A 16,973-nucleotide genomic window follows, 5' to 3' on the forward strand; every position below is an offset into this window, starting at 1 on the left:
TGGATAGCTACGGCAGTGTTCGCAAACGCGCTCCCAATGATTAAATCGATAGCGTAAATACCAACGAACATGCACAGCTTTAGGATAACCGCATTGAATAGCCATTAGTGACCTCCACAATTATGATTAGGAATTCATAACCATGGAGACTAGACGTAGACACTTATTAGCATTTACTATAAAATATATGAACCCTGCAAGGTAAATAAAATTTATTAGTATGCTAACAAGGGAGCCTAGCTCCACAGTTGTCGTATCTAAAAGTTTTTTAAGCTCAGCAATTAATTTTGCTGGGCTTTTTTAATTTTGCATATTTGGTTTCTCCTTAGTAATAGTTTATAAATGACAAATGGCCACACTAAATGGCATTAGCCTTGTTTACTTTTATAAGTCACAAATTTAAAATCCAACGCACTTTTCTCATCGTGCATTTTCTCAGACTCTTCTGCCACTTCAAATTCACTTGGCAACTCAGGGTAGAATGCATCGCCATCGGTAATTTCGGTGTCTACATGGGTCAGTTCAATACGGTCGGTGTACATCAAAGCATCGCTAAAGACGCGCTCACCGCCAATGACCCAAATAGTATCTAGATGCGCGCCATGCGCCAGACTGGCTGCTTGTGTCAAAGCATCGTCCAGATTGTGTACTACATAAGCATTGTCTTTTCCGATAAGGCCTTTTTGCTTAGCATAATCCAACTGGCTGCTGATGATAAAGCTAACGCGTTTTGGCAAAGGCTTGCTGCCCATCGACTCAAACGTCTTACGACCCATAATGACGATACCTTGTATATCGCCGTCATTTTGTTTGGTCGTCATCCTCTTAAAGTGCTGCAAGTCTGCTGAGATATGCCACGGCAGCTCATTATCTTTACCGATACAACGGTTGCTACTGATAGCAGCGATTTGGGCAACTTCGGTGTGGGCATAACTCATAATCTATCCTTTTTATTATCTTTTACAATTTTAAGCTTATTTAGATCAGTCAATCAGTCAATCAGCCAACGCTATACCGCAACTTTCGCTTTGATAGCAGGATGCGACTCGTAACCTTCAATACTAATATCTTCGTAACTGAAGGCAAAAATGTCATTAACATCAGGGTTAAGCGTCAATGTTGGCAGTGTATATAGTGAACGCGTCAACTGTAACTCAACTTGCTCACGGTGATTTTGGTAAATATGGCAATCACCACCTGTCCAGATGAACTCACCCACTTCTAGACCACAAATTTGCGCGACCATATGGGTAAGCAGGGCATAGCTGGCAATATTAAACGGCACACCTAGAAATAAATCTGCTGAGCGCTGATAGAGCTGGCAAGACAGTTTATTGTCCGCGACAAAGAATTGAAACATGGTATGACAAGGCGGTAAGGCGACTTGATCTGCTTCGCCAGGGTTCCAACCAGACACAATCAAACGGCGTGAATTGGGGTTGGTCTTTATTTGCTCGATGACTTGGGTGATTTGATCGACACCATCAGCATGGTAATTGCCGTCTTCATCTTTGGTTGCGCCATAATTGCGCCATTGATGGCCATAGACAGGGCCCAAATCACCAGCAGGACGATTAAAACGCGCCGTCTGCTCTGCAGTAGCCCATTCATTCCAAATGCGTACGCCATTGGCTTGCAGGTAATCGACATGAGTACTACCACTTAAAAACCAAAATAGCTCGTAGGCGATGGATTTAAAATGGACTTTTTTGGTGGTCAATAGCGGGAAACCTGACGATAGGTCGAAACGCAGCTGCGCACCAAAGTGGCTCAGCGTACCTGTGCCAGTACGATCACCTTTTTCAGTGCCTGTGGTTAAAACGTGTTTGAGCAAGTCTAAATAGCCCTGCTCATTATTGCTGTTAATCATAAAAATGCTCGTCGGTATTGTTTAGTACACTGATTGGTATATAGCTTAATAAGCAGCTTGCTTACCCCAGTCATAGATGCCGCGTTTATAGGCATAGATTAATAGGATAAAGCCAATGATTATCATCGGGGCGCTTAGCATCTGCCCTTTGGTCATCCAGCCTAACAAGATAAATCCTTGGTCGACGTCTGGCTGACGGAAGAACTCGATGATGAAACGGCTAACGCCATAACCCAACATGAAAATACCGGTCGCTGCCATCCGAGGACGTGGTTTTGATGAATACCACCATAAGAATAAGAACAGCAATAGGCCTTCAGCAAGCGCTTCATATAATTGTGAAGGATGGCGAGGCAGCAGATACTGACCATTAACTTCAGTCATTAGCTCTTGGAGTTCAGGGTTGGTCTGTAATTGCTGCATATCAGCAGCAGCTGCTTGCGGGAAGTACGTCAACCAATTATAACCGCCGTCAGACACACGGCCCCATAGCTCGCCATTGATGTAGTTACCAATGCGGCCAAACAATAAGCCAGTTGGTACGCACGGCACAACAAAATCGAGCACTTGGAATGGTGTCTTTTTATACTTACGAGCGAAATATAGCATACCGAGCATGACGCCGATCAAGCCGCCATGGAATGACATGCCGCCTTCCCAGACTTTGAAAAGATAGGCAGGGTTTTGTAGCAATTCACCGAACTGATAAAACAAGACGTAGCCAACACGGCCACCTAAAATAACGCCAAGCGCACCAAAGAATACCAAGTCGGACACCATGTCGGTGGTCCAGTTATCGCGTTTGGTGCTGCGATACCACGCTAGGCCGTAAGCGGCAGCAAATGCCAGCAAATACATCAGCCCATACCAATGGACTTCAACAGGCCCAATGGCTAACGCTACAGGATCGTACTGAGGATGAATCATCATAAGGGCATCATAATATTGGTAATAAAGTGCTGACTATAATAGCAAATTTCATTCGTCGAGCATACACAATTGCTATGATGCCAATCAGTTAGCATTGAGAAGTTGAACGGTCGATACAGTTCGGAACACATAGGGTAGGAAGCAAGTAAGATGCTGAATGAAACAGGACAAATAGCTGTAATCGTGAAAAGGTTTCGTAACGGTATGCAATCTTGGTAGCTAACAGCTTAGGATAAAAACACCATTTTTAGCGATATTAAGCGGATGCTACCAAGTGCGCATAAATAAATGCAGCTAGATAGCGACCAGATCCTGTACGTTGTTTTCAACCATCGTATCACCAGCGCCTTGTGATACTACTTTGCCGCGTGATAGCACGGTGTAATTGTCAGCCAGCTCTTCGGCAAACTCATAGAACTGCTCAACCAGCACAATGGCCATGTCACCTTTGTCAGCCAAGTCACGTAGAACTCGGCCAATATCTTTAATAATAGAGGGCTGGATACCTTCAGTCGGTTCATCTAAAATCAACACAGTCGGCTCGGAGGCTAAGGCGCGTGCAATGGCAAGTTGCTGCTGCTGACCACCAGATAAATCACCACCACGCCGATGTTTCATCTCATCGAGTACGGGGAAAATATCGTATAAATGTTTGGGTACGTGTTTTGCCTTGCTACGTGAAAATTTGGCCATACCAATTAAGATGTTTTCTTCTACGGTCAGTGTCGAAAAGATATCACGACCTTGTGGCACATAAGCCAAACCTGCTCGTACCCGCTGCTCGGATGACATCTTACTGATGTCTTTATTATTGAGCAAAATCTCTCCTGATTTAATCGGTAATATCCCCATTAGGCATTTAAGTAGCGTAGTTTTGCCCACGCCATTACGACCAAGTACCACACTGCATTCGCCGATGGGGGCTGTAAGCGAGACGTCTCGTAAAATATGGCTGCCGCCATAGTATTGATTGATATCGTTAACTTTTAACATGGCTGTCTCCTAACATTCGAATCGTTTCCTAATCTCTAAATGGCATAGCAGTTTGTCAATATTACTATCAACTCAGTTGTCAACTCAGTTATCAATCCAGCTATCGACCTAAATAGGACTCAATCACGGCTTCATTGGCTTGTACTTCCGCTAATGTACCTTCGGCCAAAATCGCCCCTTGTGCCAATACCGTGACTTTTTCACTGATGGCATCGATAAAGGTCATATCATGCTCAACCACCACCAAGGTATGGTTCTTTTTGAGGCGTAAACACAGCTCGGCGGTATGTTCAGTTTCTGCATCGGTCATACCGGCCACAGGCTCATCAAGCAAAATCAGCTTGGGGCTCTGCATCAGTAGCATGCCAATCTCTAACCATTGTTTTTGCCCATGTGAGAGTAAGCCAGCAGGCTTGTTAGTTTTATCTGTCAGGCGAATTTGTTGTAGGGTAGCGTCGAGGGTATCGCGAGTATCGGCATTGAGTTTGTTGAATAAGCTTTTGACCACACGCTTGTCTTTCGGCGCAGCAAGTAACAAATTATCCATCACCGTAAAGTTCTCAAAGACAGTAGGTTTTTGGAATTTACGTCCGATACCAGCTTCGGCGATTTCTTCGGTGGATAAGTTAGCAAGGTTGTGGGTTTGACCAAAAAATACGCTGCCTTCGGTAGGACGAGTTTTACCCGTGATGACATCCATTAGCGTGGTTTTACCAGCGCCATTAGGGCCAATAATGCAGCGTAGCTCACCTTCTTCAATGTATAACGATAAATTATTGAGTGCGCGAAAAGAGTCGAACCAAACACTCAAATCTTCTAAATACAATGCAATCCCATGGCTAAAATCGACGCCTGATGGCTTTGGATGACTGCGGCCAGTACCGCCATGATTACGTCCATACTCATTAATAATTTGCTCAGTCGTTGACGGTTTATCATTTAGCATTACTGTTTCTCCTTTTTGAATCGATCGAACAAGCCCATAATGCCATTGGGCAAAAACAACGTCACGACGACGAACAGTCCACCTAATATCAGTAGCCAAAATTCAGGGTAGGCGACAGTGAAGTAAGTTTTGACCGAGTTGACCACACCAGTTCCTAGAATTGCACCGATCAATTTACCTCTACCACCCGTTGCTACCCAGACGGCCATTTCAATTGAGTTCACAGGATTCATTTCACTTGGATTAATAATGCCTACCTGCGGCACGTATAGCGCACCTGCGATACCAGCGATGACTGCGGACAGCACCCAAGCTGATAGCTTGTACCACAACGTGCGATAACCCAAATACTGCAAGCGATTTTCGCTATCACGAATAGCGCCAAGCACTCGCCCATACGGCTGATTCATTAAATGACGCAAACCCATATAAGAGACTAACAATGCTACGGCAGTGACAAAGCACAGCATTGAACGAGTAGAGGCAGCGGTAATGTCGTAGCCGAGTAAGGTGGTAAAACCAGTAAAGCCGTTATTGCCGCCAAAGCCCGTTTCATTACGGAAGAATAGCAAGGCTGCTGCATAGACCATGGCTTGGGTAATGATAGAAAAGTAAACGCCTTTGATCTTGGAGCGAAACGCAAAAAAACCAAAGATGAAAGCGACTAAGCTGGGTACCAGTACCACCAATGCCATTGCCCACCAAAAGTTTTGCGTGCCAGCCCAATACCATGGCATTTCAGTCCAGCTCAAAAACCGCATAAAATCAGGAAGCGCATCGCCTGCCGTTTCGCGTGTTAGGTACATGCCAAATGCATAACCGCCCAACGCAAAGTACAAGCCATGCCCCAAGCTTAAGATGCCAGCATAACCCCATACGAGGTCTAGTGCCAATGCCACCATGGCCAGCGCCATGATCTTACCAATCAGGGTAATCCAGTAGGCCGAAAGATAAAAAGGTGAGCTCTCCGGCATAAGATGTAGCCAAGGCAGTATCAGTAGTACGGCAAAACATAAGCCAATTAAGACAGCACTACGCGGTGTATCAGACAGTAATTTGGTCAGTATCATAGTAGTCTCCTTATTCGACAAAGCGGCCTTTGAGTGCAAATAAACCTTGTGGCCGTTTCTGAATGAACAGAATCACAAGAACCAACAATACTATTTTTGCCAATACCGCACCGATACCAATCTCGAGTACCGTACCACTCACACCAAGTCCTAAGGCTGCTAGTACTGCACCCCATACTTGACCGACACCGCCGACGACGACGACCAAGAACGTATCAATGATATAGGTTTGACCCAAGTCAGGACCCACATTGCCTACTTGAGCAAGCGCGCAGCCTGCCATGCCTGCAAGTCCAGAACCCAAACCAAATGCCATCATATCGATACGTGCAGAAGGAATACCAACTGCTTTTGCCATTTGGCGGTTTTGTGTGACTGCTCGTATAAATAATCCAAATCGGGTCTTATTAAGTAAGTACACCAGTAGCGCCACGATGATGACCGTAAATACGATAATGGCGATGCGATTGTAAGGAAGTACCAAACTTGATGACACTTGATATGCGCCGCTGAGCCATGCCACGTTACTAACTTCAACGTTCTGCGCACCAAAAATCATCCGCACCAGTTGCATCAATATTAAGCTCACCCCAAATGTTGCCAGCAATGTCTCTAGCTCACGACCATATAGTGGGCGAATGACAATGCGCTCAATAATCATGCCTATGACAGCGCTGACTAAAAAAGCAGCCGGAATAGCAGCAAGCAAATACCAACCTGCCATATCTGGCATATAAGCTTGAAAGAAGTTTTGCACCATATAAGTGGTATAAGCCCCAATCATAATCAGCTCACCATGCGCCATATTAATCACGCCAAGTAAGCCAAAGGTAATGGCAAGGCCAAGAGCCGCTAGCAGTAAAATACTGGCGGTACTCATACCGGTGAAAATATGACCCATCCATGTGCTTATTTCAATACGCCGTGACACACTGGATTCAGCATCGATAAGCGCCGCTTTAAGCGAGGCATCTAAGCCATCAGCCGCGAGAGCAGATTCAATATCGACCAAAACTTGTGGGTTATCACTATCAGCAAGTAGCTTTGCGGCTGCGATTTGAGTGGGTAGGTCACCATTTTTAAAGTCAATACGAGCCTGTAATGCGGTTAGTGCCTTTTTGACTTTAGCACTGTCTTCATTTGCCGCTGCTGCGGTAATAATGGCCGGATTTACTTGGTCAATGTTGTTGGCTAAAATATCAACTGCTTGTAGTCGCTGTGCAGGTTTGTCAGATGCTAGCTTGACCTTAGCTTGTCCAAAAATCAGCGCCGAGCGCAGCGCATTGGTCAAGGTGATTTGTGATAAGTCACTAGGCCAATCGGCTGTCTCTTCTTTATTGGGATAGGTAAATAGCTGATCGTCTTTATTCAGTAAATACGTCTGCCCACCGTTGCCTTGATACAGTTCATCATTTGCAATGAATTCAACCAAGCTATCTAAACTTTCAACCGATCCCGGCCAATCACTTAACATGGCTTGACGCTGGCTAAAATCACCCGCTACAAATTGTTGAATGGCATTGCCTGAACTTGTAGAAGTTGCTGTTGAAATATTTGAGGTATCTGAGGTGCTGGCTTGAGTAGAAGTGGTTACGTTCGCAGTTGTGACCAATGATGGCTCACTATGAGCGGTATTTGTATCATGATCATGTGCTGGGCCATCATGGTCAGCATGCGCAGAGGTGGTGAAAATTGTTATGAATAATGCAGTCAGAGCAAGTAGCCGCATAGGTATAGATATTGAAAAAATCGCAGCGTGCCTCATGAACCTGCTTGTTGGTGCTTGCTGATCATTACCATTCTTAGATGATATTTGCCCTGCAATGGGGCATAAAGTGTGACGCTGCATATGCGGCTCCCTGTGTTCCACGGTCAACAAATTCTTAGCTCTACTGCTTAGCGTACTAAGCAATAGAGGTGTAGATAAGGTGTATAGATATATAAGGCGTTGAAAATAAATGTGAAGAGTAGGTACTGGGTCGTCGATTCATGCACCTGTCAGCACAAATTTATTCATTGGACAGCCTATTTAGGAATGTACTCGCTCCAAGGCTGAGCTTGAATGACCTCTGGCGTTTTAAAAATCGTGTCAAACTGTCCATCCGCACGAATTTGACCAATCATCACAGGCTTCCATAAATGATGATTGGTGTCATCCATTTTTAATGTGTAACCAGAAGGCGCATCAAACGTCTGACCAGCCATGCTGATACGTACTTTATCAACATCAGTAGTGCCTGCTTTTTCAACGGCTTGTTTCCACATATTGATACCGACATAGGTGGCTTCCATTGGATCATTGGTCACGACTTTTTCAGCATTTGGTAGGTTTTGGTCTAATGCATATTGCTTATAGCGTTTGGTAAATTCACTGTTGGTTGGATTTTTGATTGACATAAAGTAGTTCCATGCCGCCAAGTGACCTTGCAGTAGACTGGTGTCGATACCACGCAGTTCTTCTTCACCGACTGAGAATGCCATGACTGGAATTTCTGACGCTTTGATACCTTGGTTGGCCAGTTCACGATAAAACGGAACGTTTGAATCGCCGTTGATAGTAGAAATTACCGCTGTCTTTTTACCCGTTGAGAACTTTTTGACGTTAGATACGATGGTTTGATAATTGCTGAAACCAAATGGTGTGTACTCTTCCATGATGTCTGCATCAGCCACGCCTTTTGACTTCAAAAATGCCTTTAAAATCTGGTTGGTGGTGCGTGGATAGACGTAATCAGTACCCAGCAATACAAAGCGCTCTGCACCGCCGCCTTCTTCACTCATTAAATACTCTACCGCTGGAATGGCTTGCTGATTTGGCGCAGCACCAGTGTAAAAAATATTTTCTGATTGCTCTTGTCCTTCGTACTGCACTGGGTAAAACATCAATCCGTTTAACTCTTCAACCACGGGTAATACTGATTTACGCGATACGGAAGTCCAACCGCCAAAAATAACATCCACTTTATCTTGAGTTAATAGCTGACGAGCTTTTTCAGCAAACAATGGCCAATCAGAGGCAGGGTCAACGACCACAGGCTCTAGCTGCTTGCCCAGTACACCGCCATTCGCATTGATTTCATCAATGGTCATTAATGCGGTATCTTTTAGAGAGGTTTCGGAGATGGCCATGGTGCCAGACAATGAATGCAAGATACCTACTTTGATGGTATCGCCATCAGCGGCAGGCTCAGTCGTTGTTTCTGTAGTCGTTTCGGCTGTAGTTTCTGTCGATGTCGCAGTTTCTGCAGGTTTTTGACAGGCAGCGAGACTCAAACTACTGATGACGGCTATCGCCAATAGTGAAACGCGTGATTTGAGTTTGCTGTGAATATTCGACTCAACAAACTGAGGGTTGGCTAAAATTGGTAACGAAAACATGTACATCTCCTAAGTAAATACAAAAAATAAAATATTGTTACTTAACAGTGATTAATAGTTCAAGTTCCGTGCCAAGTTAAAAAGGCCGTTATTTAGGAAATAACAGTACAATAATTAAAAATTGTGGCGTTTTTTCATTAATCTAGTGCATAGATTTTGGTAGGTTGCACCATAAAAGGGAATAAATAGAGAAACCGTGCACAATATAAAAATATGACGTTAGCTTTGATAGAGACATTTGTTGCTAAAAAGTGTCAAAAACGCTACGGTTATATCTTTGAGAGATATTATTTTTGATAGAAATTGTCTTGCGCGCTTATATGATGGCAAGTCTGATAGTAAAAGTGCGCTGCTGCCATAATGGATTTTACTTCTAAGGAATGATGTATGAACGCTCATGTAATACAGGCGTCTGTTTCAACAGATCATGGCAGCGCATCACCGCCGCTTAATAAAGTGACTAGATGTTTGGTTTTGCCGCTTATGTTTGGTGGTAGTGCCGTATTGGGATTGTCTTCGGCGCAAGCGGGAATGAGCAACGTTGAACAAGTCACTATTTATCAAGGTTTGGCGAGCGTGACACGGGCGCTGCCCATCGCAGGCAACGGTGAGCAAACCGTTGTATTTTCATGCTTGTCACCTCATATGGATAAAGAGAGCTTGAGTGTACAGGCGATGGGTAACGTCAACGTCGGTGAAATCAGTATTGAAGAATTGACTGGAGAGCAAGCAGCGCAATGCCAATATCAAGGTGATGCTAAGGTACAGACACAGCAAAGTACTTTAGCTAATATCAATGCTGAGTTAGAGGCTGCACGCTTAGCAAAAGCATATTTACAGAATTTGACCAAAGCCACTCAGGTCAATACGGATAGTACGATTGCTAATAATGCGCGTGATATAGAAACTCAAGCGACCAGTATTAACCAAAGAATTTTAGAGATTCAACAGCGTCAGGCGCGCGCGCAAGATGCACTTAATCAGCTTATGTTAGGCAGCGCGACATCAACCTTTAATAATGTGACACAGGTGAGTGTACGCACGGCCAGTCGCTCGCCAAGTACCCTTAAATTGCATTACCAAGTACGCGGCGCAGGTTGGGAACCTGCATATCAAGCTCGCCTAAATACAACTAGTGAGCAGTTAAGTATCACAGCTTCTGCGATTATCGCCCAGCAGACGGGTGAGAATTGGACAAACGTACCTGTGACACTCAGTACCGTTAATCCCAATCAGAGTACGACAGGGCAACTGCCTTATGTGCAGCGTTTGTCATTATATGAAGAGAATCAAGATGCGAATGTTAGGCGTGAGTCACCTATGATGGATGCTGCTCCTGTGATGATGGCAGAAGCGGCTTACACCAAAGGAGCAGGAGCACCTATGGCACCGCTACCGAACTTTACCGTTAGTAGCCAAAATAAAAATGGCATCATCGAGTATCGCTTACCGCAGTTAGTGAGCATTCCTAGTGATGGCAGACGGGTACGTACAGTGATTGGAGAGCAATCTGGTAGCAGTAAGCTATGGATTCGCAGCACACCAAGCGCTGAGACTGCCGCCTACTGGTATGCATCAGCGCCATTTCTAACACCAGACTGGGTAGATGGTTCGTTACAGCTGTACCGCGATGACAACTATGTAGGTCAGTCACGTTATAGCTACCAAATGCTAAAAGAGCAAGGCATCGGTTTTGGTAGTGATCCAAACATGCTTGTGAAAGAGTTGACCAATGAAGACAAGCAAGGTGAGAAAGGTGTGCTAAACCGTACGCAAACCATAACGACCACCAACGCCTATCAGTTTACCAATCAGCATAATCGCAGTGTACGTTTGCAAGTATTGGGCAGTGAGCCTATCAGCCGTGATGACAGTCTGAAAGTTACGGTCACTCATACGCCGCCTGTAACCGAACGAGATTGGAATGACAATCAAGGCATAGTAGCATGGGAGTTCGATTTGCCAAGTAAGCAGTCACACGTGATACGCTCGACGTCTCAGGTTAGCTATCCTGCAAATAAGCTATTAGCTGGCAATCGATAAATGCTACTCGATTAGTAAGTAAAACCTCAAACGATGCGCTTTTTTTTGCTAAAAAGTATTGCTATAACAGAAGATTATTATAAAAGGAATGCTATGTGTATCGTCACCATTGCTTGGCAGTTATTTGATGAGCTGCCATTGGTATTATTGTCCAATCGTGATGAGTTTCTGGAGCGTCCAACTGAGCCTTTACATCAATGGTCTGATCAACCTATTTATGCTGGACGTGATAAGCAAAGCGGTGGCACATGGCTAGGTATTCATCAAGAAAAACAGACGAGTTTTTTTGAGCAAAACGGCCGTTGGGCTGCGGTATTAAACTTTCGTGATGGTGTGCAGGCAGGGACAGACGAGCGTTCGCGCGGTGCGTTAGTGACTGACTTTTTGACAAGTACTATTAGCCCAATGGATTTTGCCCGAAATATTACTTTGCAAGATTACGCTGGCTTTAATCTTATTATTGGTGATACAGCACAAGCTGTCATCGTTAATAATCGCGGTCATGCGCCGACACCATTGTATGCAGGTTTACATGTGCTTTCTAACGGTCAGCCAGAGGACAGTTGGTTTAAGACGGAACGTCTACGTGGCAGGCTACGTCAAGAAGTATTGCCATTGATTGCTGAGGACAGCTCGCCTGAGTGCTGGCAAGAGGCTGCCTTTGATGTGTTATCTGATAATACGCCAGCACCAGCAGATAAGCTGCCTGATACTGGCGTGGCGCTTGAGGTGGAGCAGATGCTGTCTTCTATTTATATTGAACCAGTGGCTTTTGGCAATACAGAAAACAATGTACCCACTTATGGGACTCGTACCCAAAGTATTTTGACGTTGCGCAAAGAGGGCGATACGGGCGCAAACTTCACCGCGAATATTACCAGTCGAGAGTTTGATCATCATTCAAAGTAACTGAAACCAATAGCTGAAAAACAATAAAAAACACCCTTGGTAATGGCTAAAAACTCTAGCAATTACCAAGGGTGTTTTTTATTACATTATAAATCGAGCGATTTATTACACTATCAAATGATTTTCTTGCTCAGGGATAATCAGTTCTTGCTTTAAGGGAAGCTCGCGCACCAGTTCTTGCAAGGCACGGCGATAAACGCCTCGTTTAAAATGAATCACTTGTCCGAGTGGATACCAGTAACTGACCCATTGCCAATGGTCAAATTCTGGCTTCCCTTCATCGAAGCGGATATGTTGAGTATTTGCCTCATCTAAGCGCAGCAAAAACCATTTTTGTTTTTGCCCAATACACAAAGGGTGTTGTCCATGTCGCACATAGCGTTTTGGCAGACGATAACGCAACCAATCTTGCGTCACTGCCAACAAGTCTACATGACGCGGATGTAGGCCGACCTCTTCCCAGAGCTCGCGATACATCGCATCCATCGGCGTCTCTCCGCGGTCGATACCGCCTTGCGGAAACTGCCAAGCGTTGTGACCAATACGTTTTGCCCACAGAACCTGCCCTTGTGTATTTGCCAAGATGATGCCGACATTGGCGCGAAAGCCGTCTGCATCTATCATGACTAAACCTTTTTAATTTATTTAAAATAGCTTATTTCGATCTAAAACCATGACAACAATCATAATTATTATAAGGTGATTATTGTCGATATTAGGTCAAAATAAGATTCATTACCGTTATTAAACCAAGAAACAAGCAAAATGTGTAACAGTATTTTGCTATAAAATGTTTCACGAGTTTAGCTGTTTAAAATCAAGTGGTTATAAATAAACTTTTGTAAGTTTATTTGAGGGGTATTACAGCGAGGGCAAGTTTCAGTAATGGCGGTGGGATAAGTGTATTAGTACTCAGCTATGATTTAAAAACGATCATTATAAATAAATCATGAATTAAAGAAGCTAGGCTAGCTGAATGTAACTAGAGTCATGATAGTAGTCAACGACAGTTAACGAGAATGGGGATATAAAATCTCGCTTTGGCTTATGCTACACTAGCAACGTGATATAACTACCCATACAGTATTAAGGCAACGGGTATTATTAAAAATAAAAAGCAGAGAACCTGCTAATTGAAAACTAATAATTGAAATAAGGAACAGGCGAAATGTCAGAGTCAAAAGCAAGTGTTACATGGCAAGAAAACAAAGCATTTATGGGCGTGTCACCGTCAGGACATAACGTGCAAATCGATGCAGACAAAGAAAAAGGCGCCAGTCCAATGGAGCTGATTCTATTAGGACTTGGTGGTTGCGCTAGTTATGATGTGGTAGAGATTTTACAGAAATCACGCCAAGCAGTGACAGACGTGCGTTGTGAATTGACCGCACAACGTGCTGAAACCGTACCAGCGGTATATACCGATATTCATATGCATTTCGTGGTGACGGGTCAAGATGTTAAAGAAAAACAAGTCGAAAAAGCCATCCATTTATCAGCAGAAAAATACTGCTCAGCCAGTAGAATGTTGGTACAGGGCGGCGTGAACGTTACTCATGATTTTGAAGTTATTGCAGGGTAGAGGCGAGTATATTAATGAATGCACTTTTGGAGTTGGTCTCTAATACCGCAGCATCTGCCATTTGGGCAATGGTGGTGGCAAGTTTGTTACCATGGTTAGTATCAATCATTGCAAAAGCGTCTGGCGGTTTTAAGCTCAGAAATAATGCACATCCTCGCGATTTTTTTCAAAATGCGACAGGAATGGCGGCACGTGCTAATGCTGCACAGCAAAACAGCTATGAGACGTTGCCAATATTTTTGGCGGCTGTCCTAACGGCAATGCTGTTCTTCGTGCCGCAGGCGATTATCAATGTATTGGCTTGGCTATATGTGCTGATTCGTATTGGCTTTTGTGTGGCTTATATCACCAATTTGGCAACGTTTCGCTCAATACTCTGGGCGTTATCAATGGCTTGCTGTTTGATGCTATTCTATTTAGCGATTCGAGTGAGTATTTAATACGGTTCGTCAGGTTTATTAAGTTCAGGTGCATGAGTTTTAAGACAGTTTAGCTGTTAGATAAAAGCAGTTATCATTAGCGTACACTGGCTTGCAGTGCGCTAATGATAACTGCTTTATTTTTTTCTCGTTTCATACTATCCCATACTATTTTGGCTTCGCCATAGCCTTTGGTGAGCATGGCGAGCCATTGCTTGTAGCGACCAACCAATATGACTTCAGTTTTAGCTTGACCTTCCAAAAATTTAATCTGATGTGCGATTAAATCTTCCCATGCTAAGGCAGTCATCATTCCCGTATTATTAATATTGCTATCAACCTGCGCAATCAAATCGGGACGGGTAACCGCACCGCGACCTAACATTAAATGTTCTGTACCTGCTTGCGTCATACAGTTCTGTGCATGCTCTGCATTCCATATTTCACCATTGGCGATGACAGGAATATCGAGCGCATTAAAACTTTGAATCTTGTCCCAGTAGGCGGGCGGCTTATAGCCTTGGGTTTTGGTTCGTGCATGAATGGTTAGCCAATCAGCACCACTATCATTAATCGCGCCACGAATATCATCCATGCGACTGGTATCGGTATAACCTAAACGTATCTTGGCCGAGACTGGAATGTCAGTAGGTACCGCTTGACGCACTGCGCTGATAATCTGATATATGGTTTCGGGTTCATCCAATAATACTGAACCACCACGATGGCTGTTTACCGTTTTAGCAGGGCAACCAAAATTGATATCAATGGCAGGTGCACCAAGCTCGGCAGCATAAGCAGCATTGTCTGCCATGAGTTGCGCTTCGCTGCCTAAAAGTTGCAAATGAATCGATGTGCCACAAGCAGTCTTGGCATCATGACGTAATTCTGGAACGTATTTATAAAACACATGCGCGGGCAAGACATGCTGAGTCACACGAATAAACTCGCTCACCGACCAATCATAGGGACGACCTAAATCTGCCGCAATTTGCGTTAGAATTTGTCGCATTAATGGATCGGTCAGTCCTTCCATTGGCGCAAGTAAGCGGACGGGATTAGCAAATAACTGATGGATGGTGTTTTGACGTGCTTGAAGTTGCTGACTATTATTCATGCTTGTTGTTCACTGCTAAAAGGTTGCTATAACGGAAGATAGACTACGAATTTAGAATGGCAAATACGAAGAGTGACTAAGTGAGGAAAGTTAGGTATTACCGAAAATAACTTTCTTGCCTGTCTGTAAGCCGGATATCAGATCTTTAATATTATGAATGTCCAAATTACTCTGGGCACGAGTGCAAGCAACATAGAGCAAACGTAACTCTTCTGGGCTTATCTTGATCGCATTGGTGGTGACATCATAATAGAAATCATCGTCTAACTGAACCTTTCCCCATTCAAGCCCTTTGGCTTTGTGAGCAGTTGAGATGACATAGTCGGCATTTTCGATACTGGTCAAGCTATTGACCGCTTGACTCAATACGTTGGTGCCATGATCATCGACCAATTTCACCAGAGTTTTGAGATCACTGCCTTCATTGGTTTCGGCGTATTCTTGCACATCGCCCCAATTATAAAAGTATGCCAGTTCAGGCACACCATAAGCAGACTTACCATTTTTTAAATTTTCGGCGGCCTGACAGAATTTGAGCATACGGTCAGTGTCTGCTTGTAATGCTACACGGTGCCCAAGCTTGAGACCGGTCAATAGTTGCGACATCGCAGCGGCATTGGTACGACATAGAATGGCGTCTTTTTTGCTGTGTACCATACCTTTTTCAGTAGAGGATTGTTTATTAGGATTGCCCTTAAGCGGTACGTCTTCTTGCAGTGCTTTCAGCAATGTATTGGCAACTTCTGCAATTGGCTCACCAAAGCGAAAAGACTGCGTCAATAAGGTTTGTGGCAGCGGCAGTTTTTTCATGGCATTGACCGCACCACGCCACTCGTAAATCTGCTGATGCGCATCGCCTACATAGATAACCTGTCTCGGTTGCTGAGTCAAAATCCCCATCATCAGCGGATCTGCATCTTGCGCTTCATCAAACAAAATGAAATCTGCTGGAATGCTCGGCTTAGACAATGCCCAAAGTTTTAGATAAATATCATGCCCGATGCCAGCAGGATGACGCGCATCAATCGACTGTAACCAGCGTTGTTCTACGGCAGGGTAGAGCATCTCACGTAATTGCTCTGCATCTGAATCATCGAGCCAACTCGGAAACAATATATGTCTAGGGGCAGGGTAGCTAGCATGCGTACTACAAAAGTTGCTCACGGCGTCACTGACGAAGCGCGATAATCGAGCTGGCGTGAGCGTAATATATTTGTTTATACCATCCATTTGCCGCCGTACTTGGACAGGTTGCAGGCCCAAATCATCGCCAAGACGCTTGGGGGAGAATCTTGGTAAGGATAGTTTGGCCGTGATATCACGTGCAACATGACGATAGGCAAGCGAATGAAAGGTACGACATTCCACATGTGATGGAAATTTTGAACGAGCATCATTGGCAATCGTTTTATTAAAAGCTAAATATAAGCCGCGTCCGCGCAGGCGCTCACCGATGAGTTTTAGCGTTGTGGTTTTACCAGCACCCGCATAAGCCACCACTTTGAATGACTTGTGATCCATCGCCATATTGAGCGCATTTAATTGCTCGTCAGTGGGATCGCTCATATAAGCTGGCATAGATGCGGACATAACAAAGTTACCTAAAAGAATAAAACATGGTCAAAAATGATGGGGGTAAAAAAAGCCACTGCATAGACAATGGCTGATTAATGATAATATAGTCAATCCTTTATAAATTGGATATGGTGTCAGTCT

At 44.2% G+C, this 16,973-nt stretch carries 15 protein-coding genes; 4 read left to right on the top strand and 11 right to left on the bottom strand.

Translation table 11 applies throughout. The annotated features are described in order from the left end of the window. Positions 1 to 368: 368 nt before the first annotated feature. The 8 genes from IPZ60_RS11515 to urtA all read right to left on the bottom strand — a co-directional run bounded on the left by IPZ60_RS11515 (position 369) and on the right by urtA (position 9,139). Positions 369 to 938: a dihydrofolate reductase gene (locus tag IPZ60_RS11515; protein ID WP_194197927.1), complete on the bottom strand. Its 570-nt coding sequence runs from the start codon at positions 936 to 938 to the stop codon at positions 369 to 371. Positions 939 to 1,009: 71 nt separating this feature from the next. Continuing rightward, complete coding sequence (locus IPZ60_RS11520; protein ID WP_194197928.1) at positions 1,010 to 1,870, bottom strand: thymidylate synthase; 861 nt, start codon at positions 1,868 to 1,870, stop codon at positions 1,010 to 1,012. Between the two features lie 45 nt (positions 1,871 to 1,915). Beyond that, positions 1,916 to 2,800, bottom strand: coding sequence for a prolipoprotein diacylglyceryl transferase (lgt, locus tag IPZ60_RS11525; RefSeq protein ID WP_110923592.1), 885 nt, complete (start codon positions 2,798 to 2,800; stop codon positions 1,916 to 1,918). A gap of 294 nt (positions 2,801 to 3,094) precedes the next feature. Beyond that, complete coding sequence (urtE, locus tag IPZ60_RS11530; RefSeq protein ID WP_194197929.1) at positions 3,095 to 3,793, bottom strand: urea ABC transporter ATP-binding subunit UrtE; 699 nt, start codon at positions 3,791 to 3,793, stop codon at positions 3,095 to 3,097. A gap of 100 nt (positions 3,794 to 3,893) precedes the next feature. Beyond that, a complete protein-coding gene (gene urtD, locus IPZ60_RS11535; RefSeq protein ID WP_370463034.1) occupies positions 3,894 to 4,706 on the bottom strand; it encodes an urea ABC transporter ATP-binding protein UrtD in 813 nt (270 codons plus the stop codon). Positions 4,707 to 4,738: 32 nt separating this feature from the next. Beyond that, on the bottom strand, positions 4,739 to 5,809 hold the full coding sequence (urtC, locus tag IPZ60_RS11540; protein WP_194197931.1) for an urea ABC transporter permease subunit UrtC: 1,071 nt from the start codon (positions 5,807 to 5,809) through the stop codon (positions 4,739 to 4,741). Positions 5,810 to 5,819: 10 nt separating this feature from the next. Next, positions 5,820 to 7,658, bottom strand: a complete 1,839-nt coding sequence (gene urtB / locus IPZ60_RS11545) for an urea ABC transporter permease subunit UrtB (protein ID WP_370463033.1) — start codon at positions 7,656 to 7,658, stop codon at positions 5,820 to 5,822. 176 nt (positions 7,659 to 7,834) lie between these two features. Continuing rightward, a complete protein-coding gene (gene urtA / locus IPZ60_RS11550) occupies positions 7,835 to 9,139 on the bottom strand; it encodes an urea ABC transporter substrate-binding protein (protein WP_194197977.1) in 1,305 nt (434 codons plus the stop codon). Between the two features lie 435 nt (positions 9,140 to 9,574). On the opposite strand from urtA, the gene IPZ60_RS11555 reads away from it, so the two are divergent. Continuing rightward, positions 9,575 to 11,230, top strand: a complete 1,656-nt coding sequence (locus tag IPZ60_RS11555; RefSeq protein ID WP_194197932.1) for a DUF4139 domain-containing protein — start codon at positions 9,575 to 9,577, stop codon at positions 11,228 to 11,230. Between the two features lie 93 nt (positions 11,231 to 11,323). Continuing rightward, positions 11,324 to 12,139 carry an NRDE family protein gene (locus IPZ60_RS11560; RefSeq protein ID WP_194197933.1) on the top strand — a complete coding sequence of 272 codons (816 nt, stop codon included), beginning with the start codon at positions 11,324 to 11,326 and terminating at the stop codon, positions 12,137 to 12,139. A 105-nt stretch (positions 12,140 to 12,244) separates the two neighbouring features. On the opposite strand, the gene IPZ60_RS11565 is transcribed toward IPZ60_RS11560, so the two are convergent. Beyond that, entirely contained in the window at positions 12,245 to 12,763 is a 519-nt protein-coding gene (locus IPZ60_RS11565) for an RNA pyrophosphohydrolase (RefSeq protein WP_110923585.1), read from the bottom strand. 544 nt (positions 12,764 to 13,307) lie between these two features. Between IPZ60_RS11565 and IPZ60_RS11570 the strand changes: the two genes are divergently transcribed. Together IPZ60_RS11570 and IPZ60_RS11575 are read left to right on the top strand one after the other, a co-directional pair. Then, positions 13,308 to 13,721, top strand: a complete 414-nt coding sequence (locus IPZ60_RS11570) for an OsmC family protein (protein ID WP_110923584.1) — start codon at positions 13,308 to 13,310, stop codon at positions 13,719 to 13,721. A gap of 14 nt (positions 13,722 to 13,735) precedes the next feature. Next, complete coding sequence (locus IPZ60_RS11575; protein WP_194197934.1) at positions 13,736 to 14,161, top strand: MAPEG family protein; 426 nt, start codon at positions 13,736 to 13,738, stop codon at positions 14,159 to 14,161. Positions 14,162 to 14,237: 76 nt separating this feature from the next. Here the strand turns inward: IPZ60_RS11575 and IPZ60_RS11580 are convergent, their stop codons facing one another. After that, positions 14,238 to 15,257, bottom strand: coding sequence for a tRNA-dihydrouridine synthase (locus IPZ60_RS11580; RefSeq protein WP_194197935.1), 1,020 nt, complete (start codon positions 15,255 to 15,257; stop codon positions 14,238 to 14,240). Positions 15,258 to 15,347: 90 nt separating this feature from the next. Further along, entirely contained in the window at positions 15,348 to 16,847 is a 1,500-nt protein-coding gene (locus IPZ60_RS11585) for a UvrD-helicase domain-containing protein (RefSeq protein ID WP_194197936.1), read from the bottom strand. Between the last annotated feature and the right edge of the window lie 126 nt (positions 16,848 to 16,973).

Source organism: Psychrobacter sp. NG25 (assembly GCF_015234355.1).
Lineage (GTDB): Bacteria > Pseudomonadota > Gammaproteobacteria > Pseudomonadales > Moraxellaceae > Psychrobacter.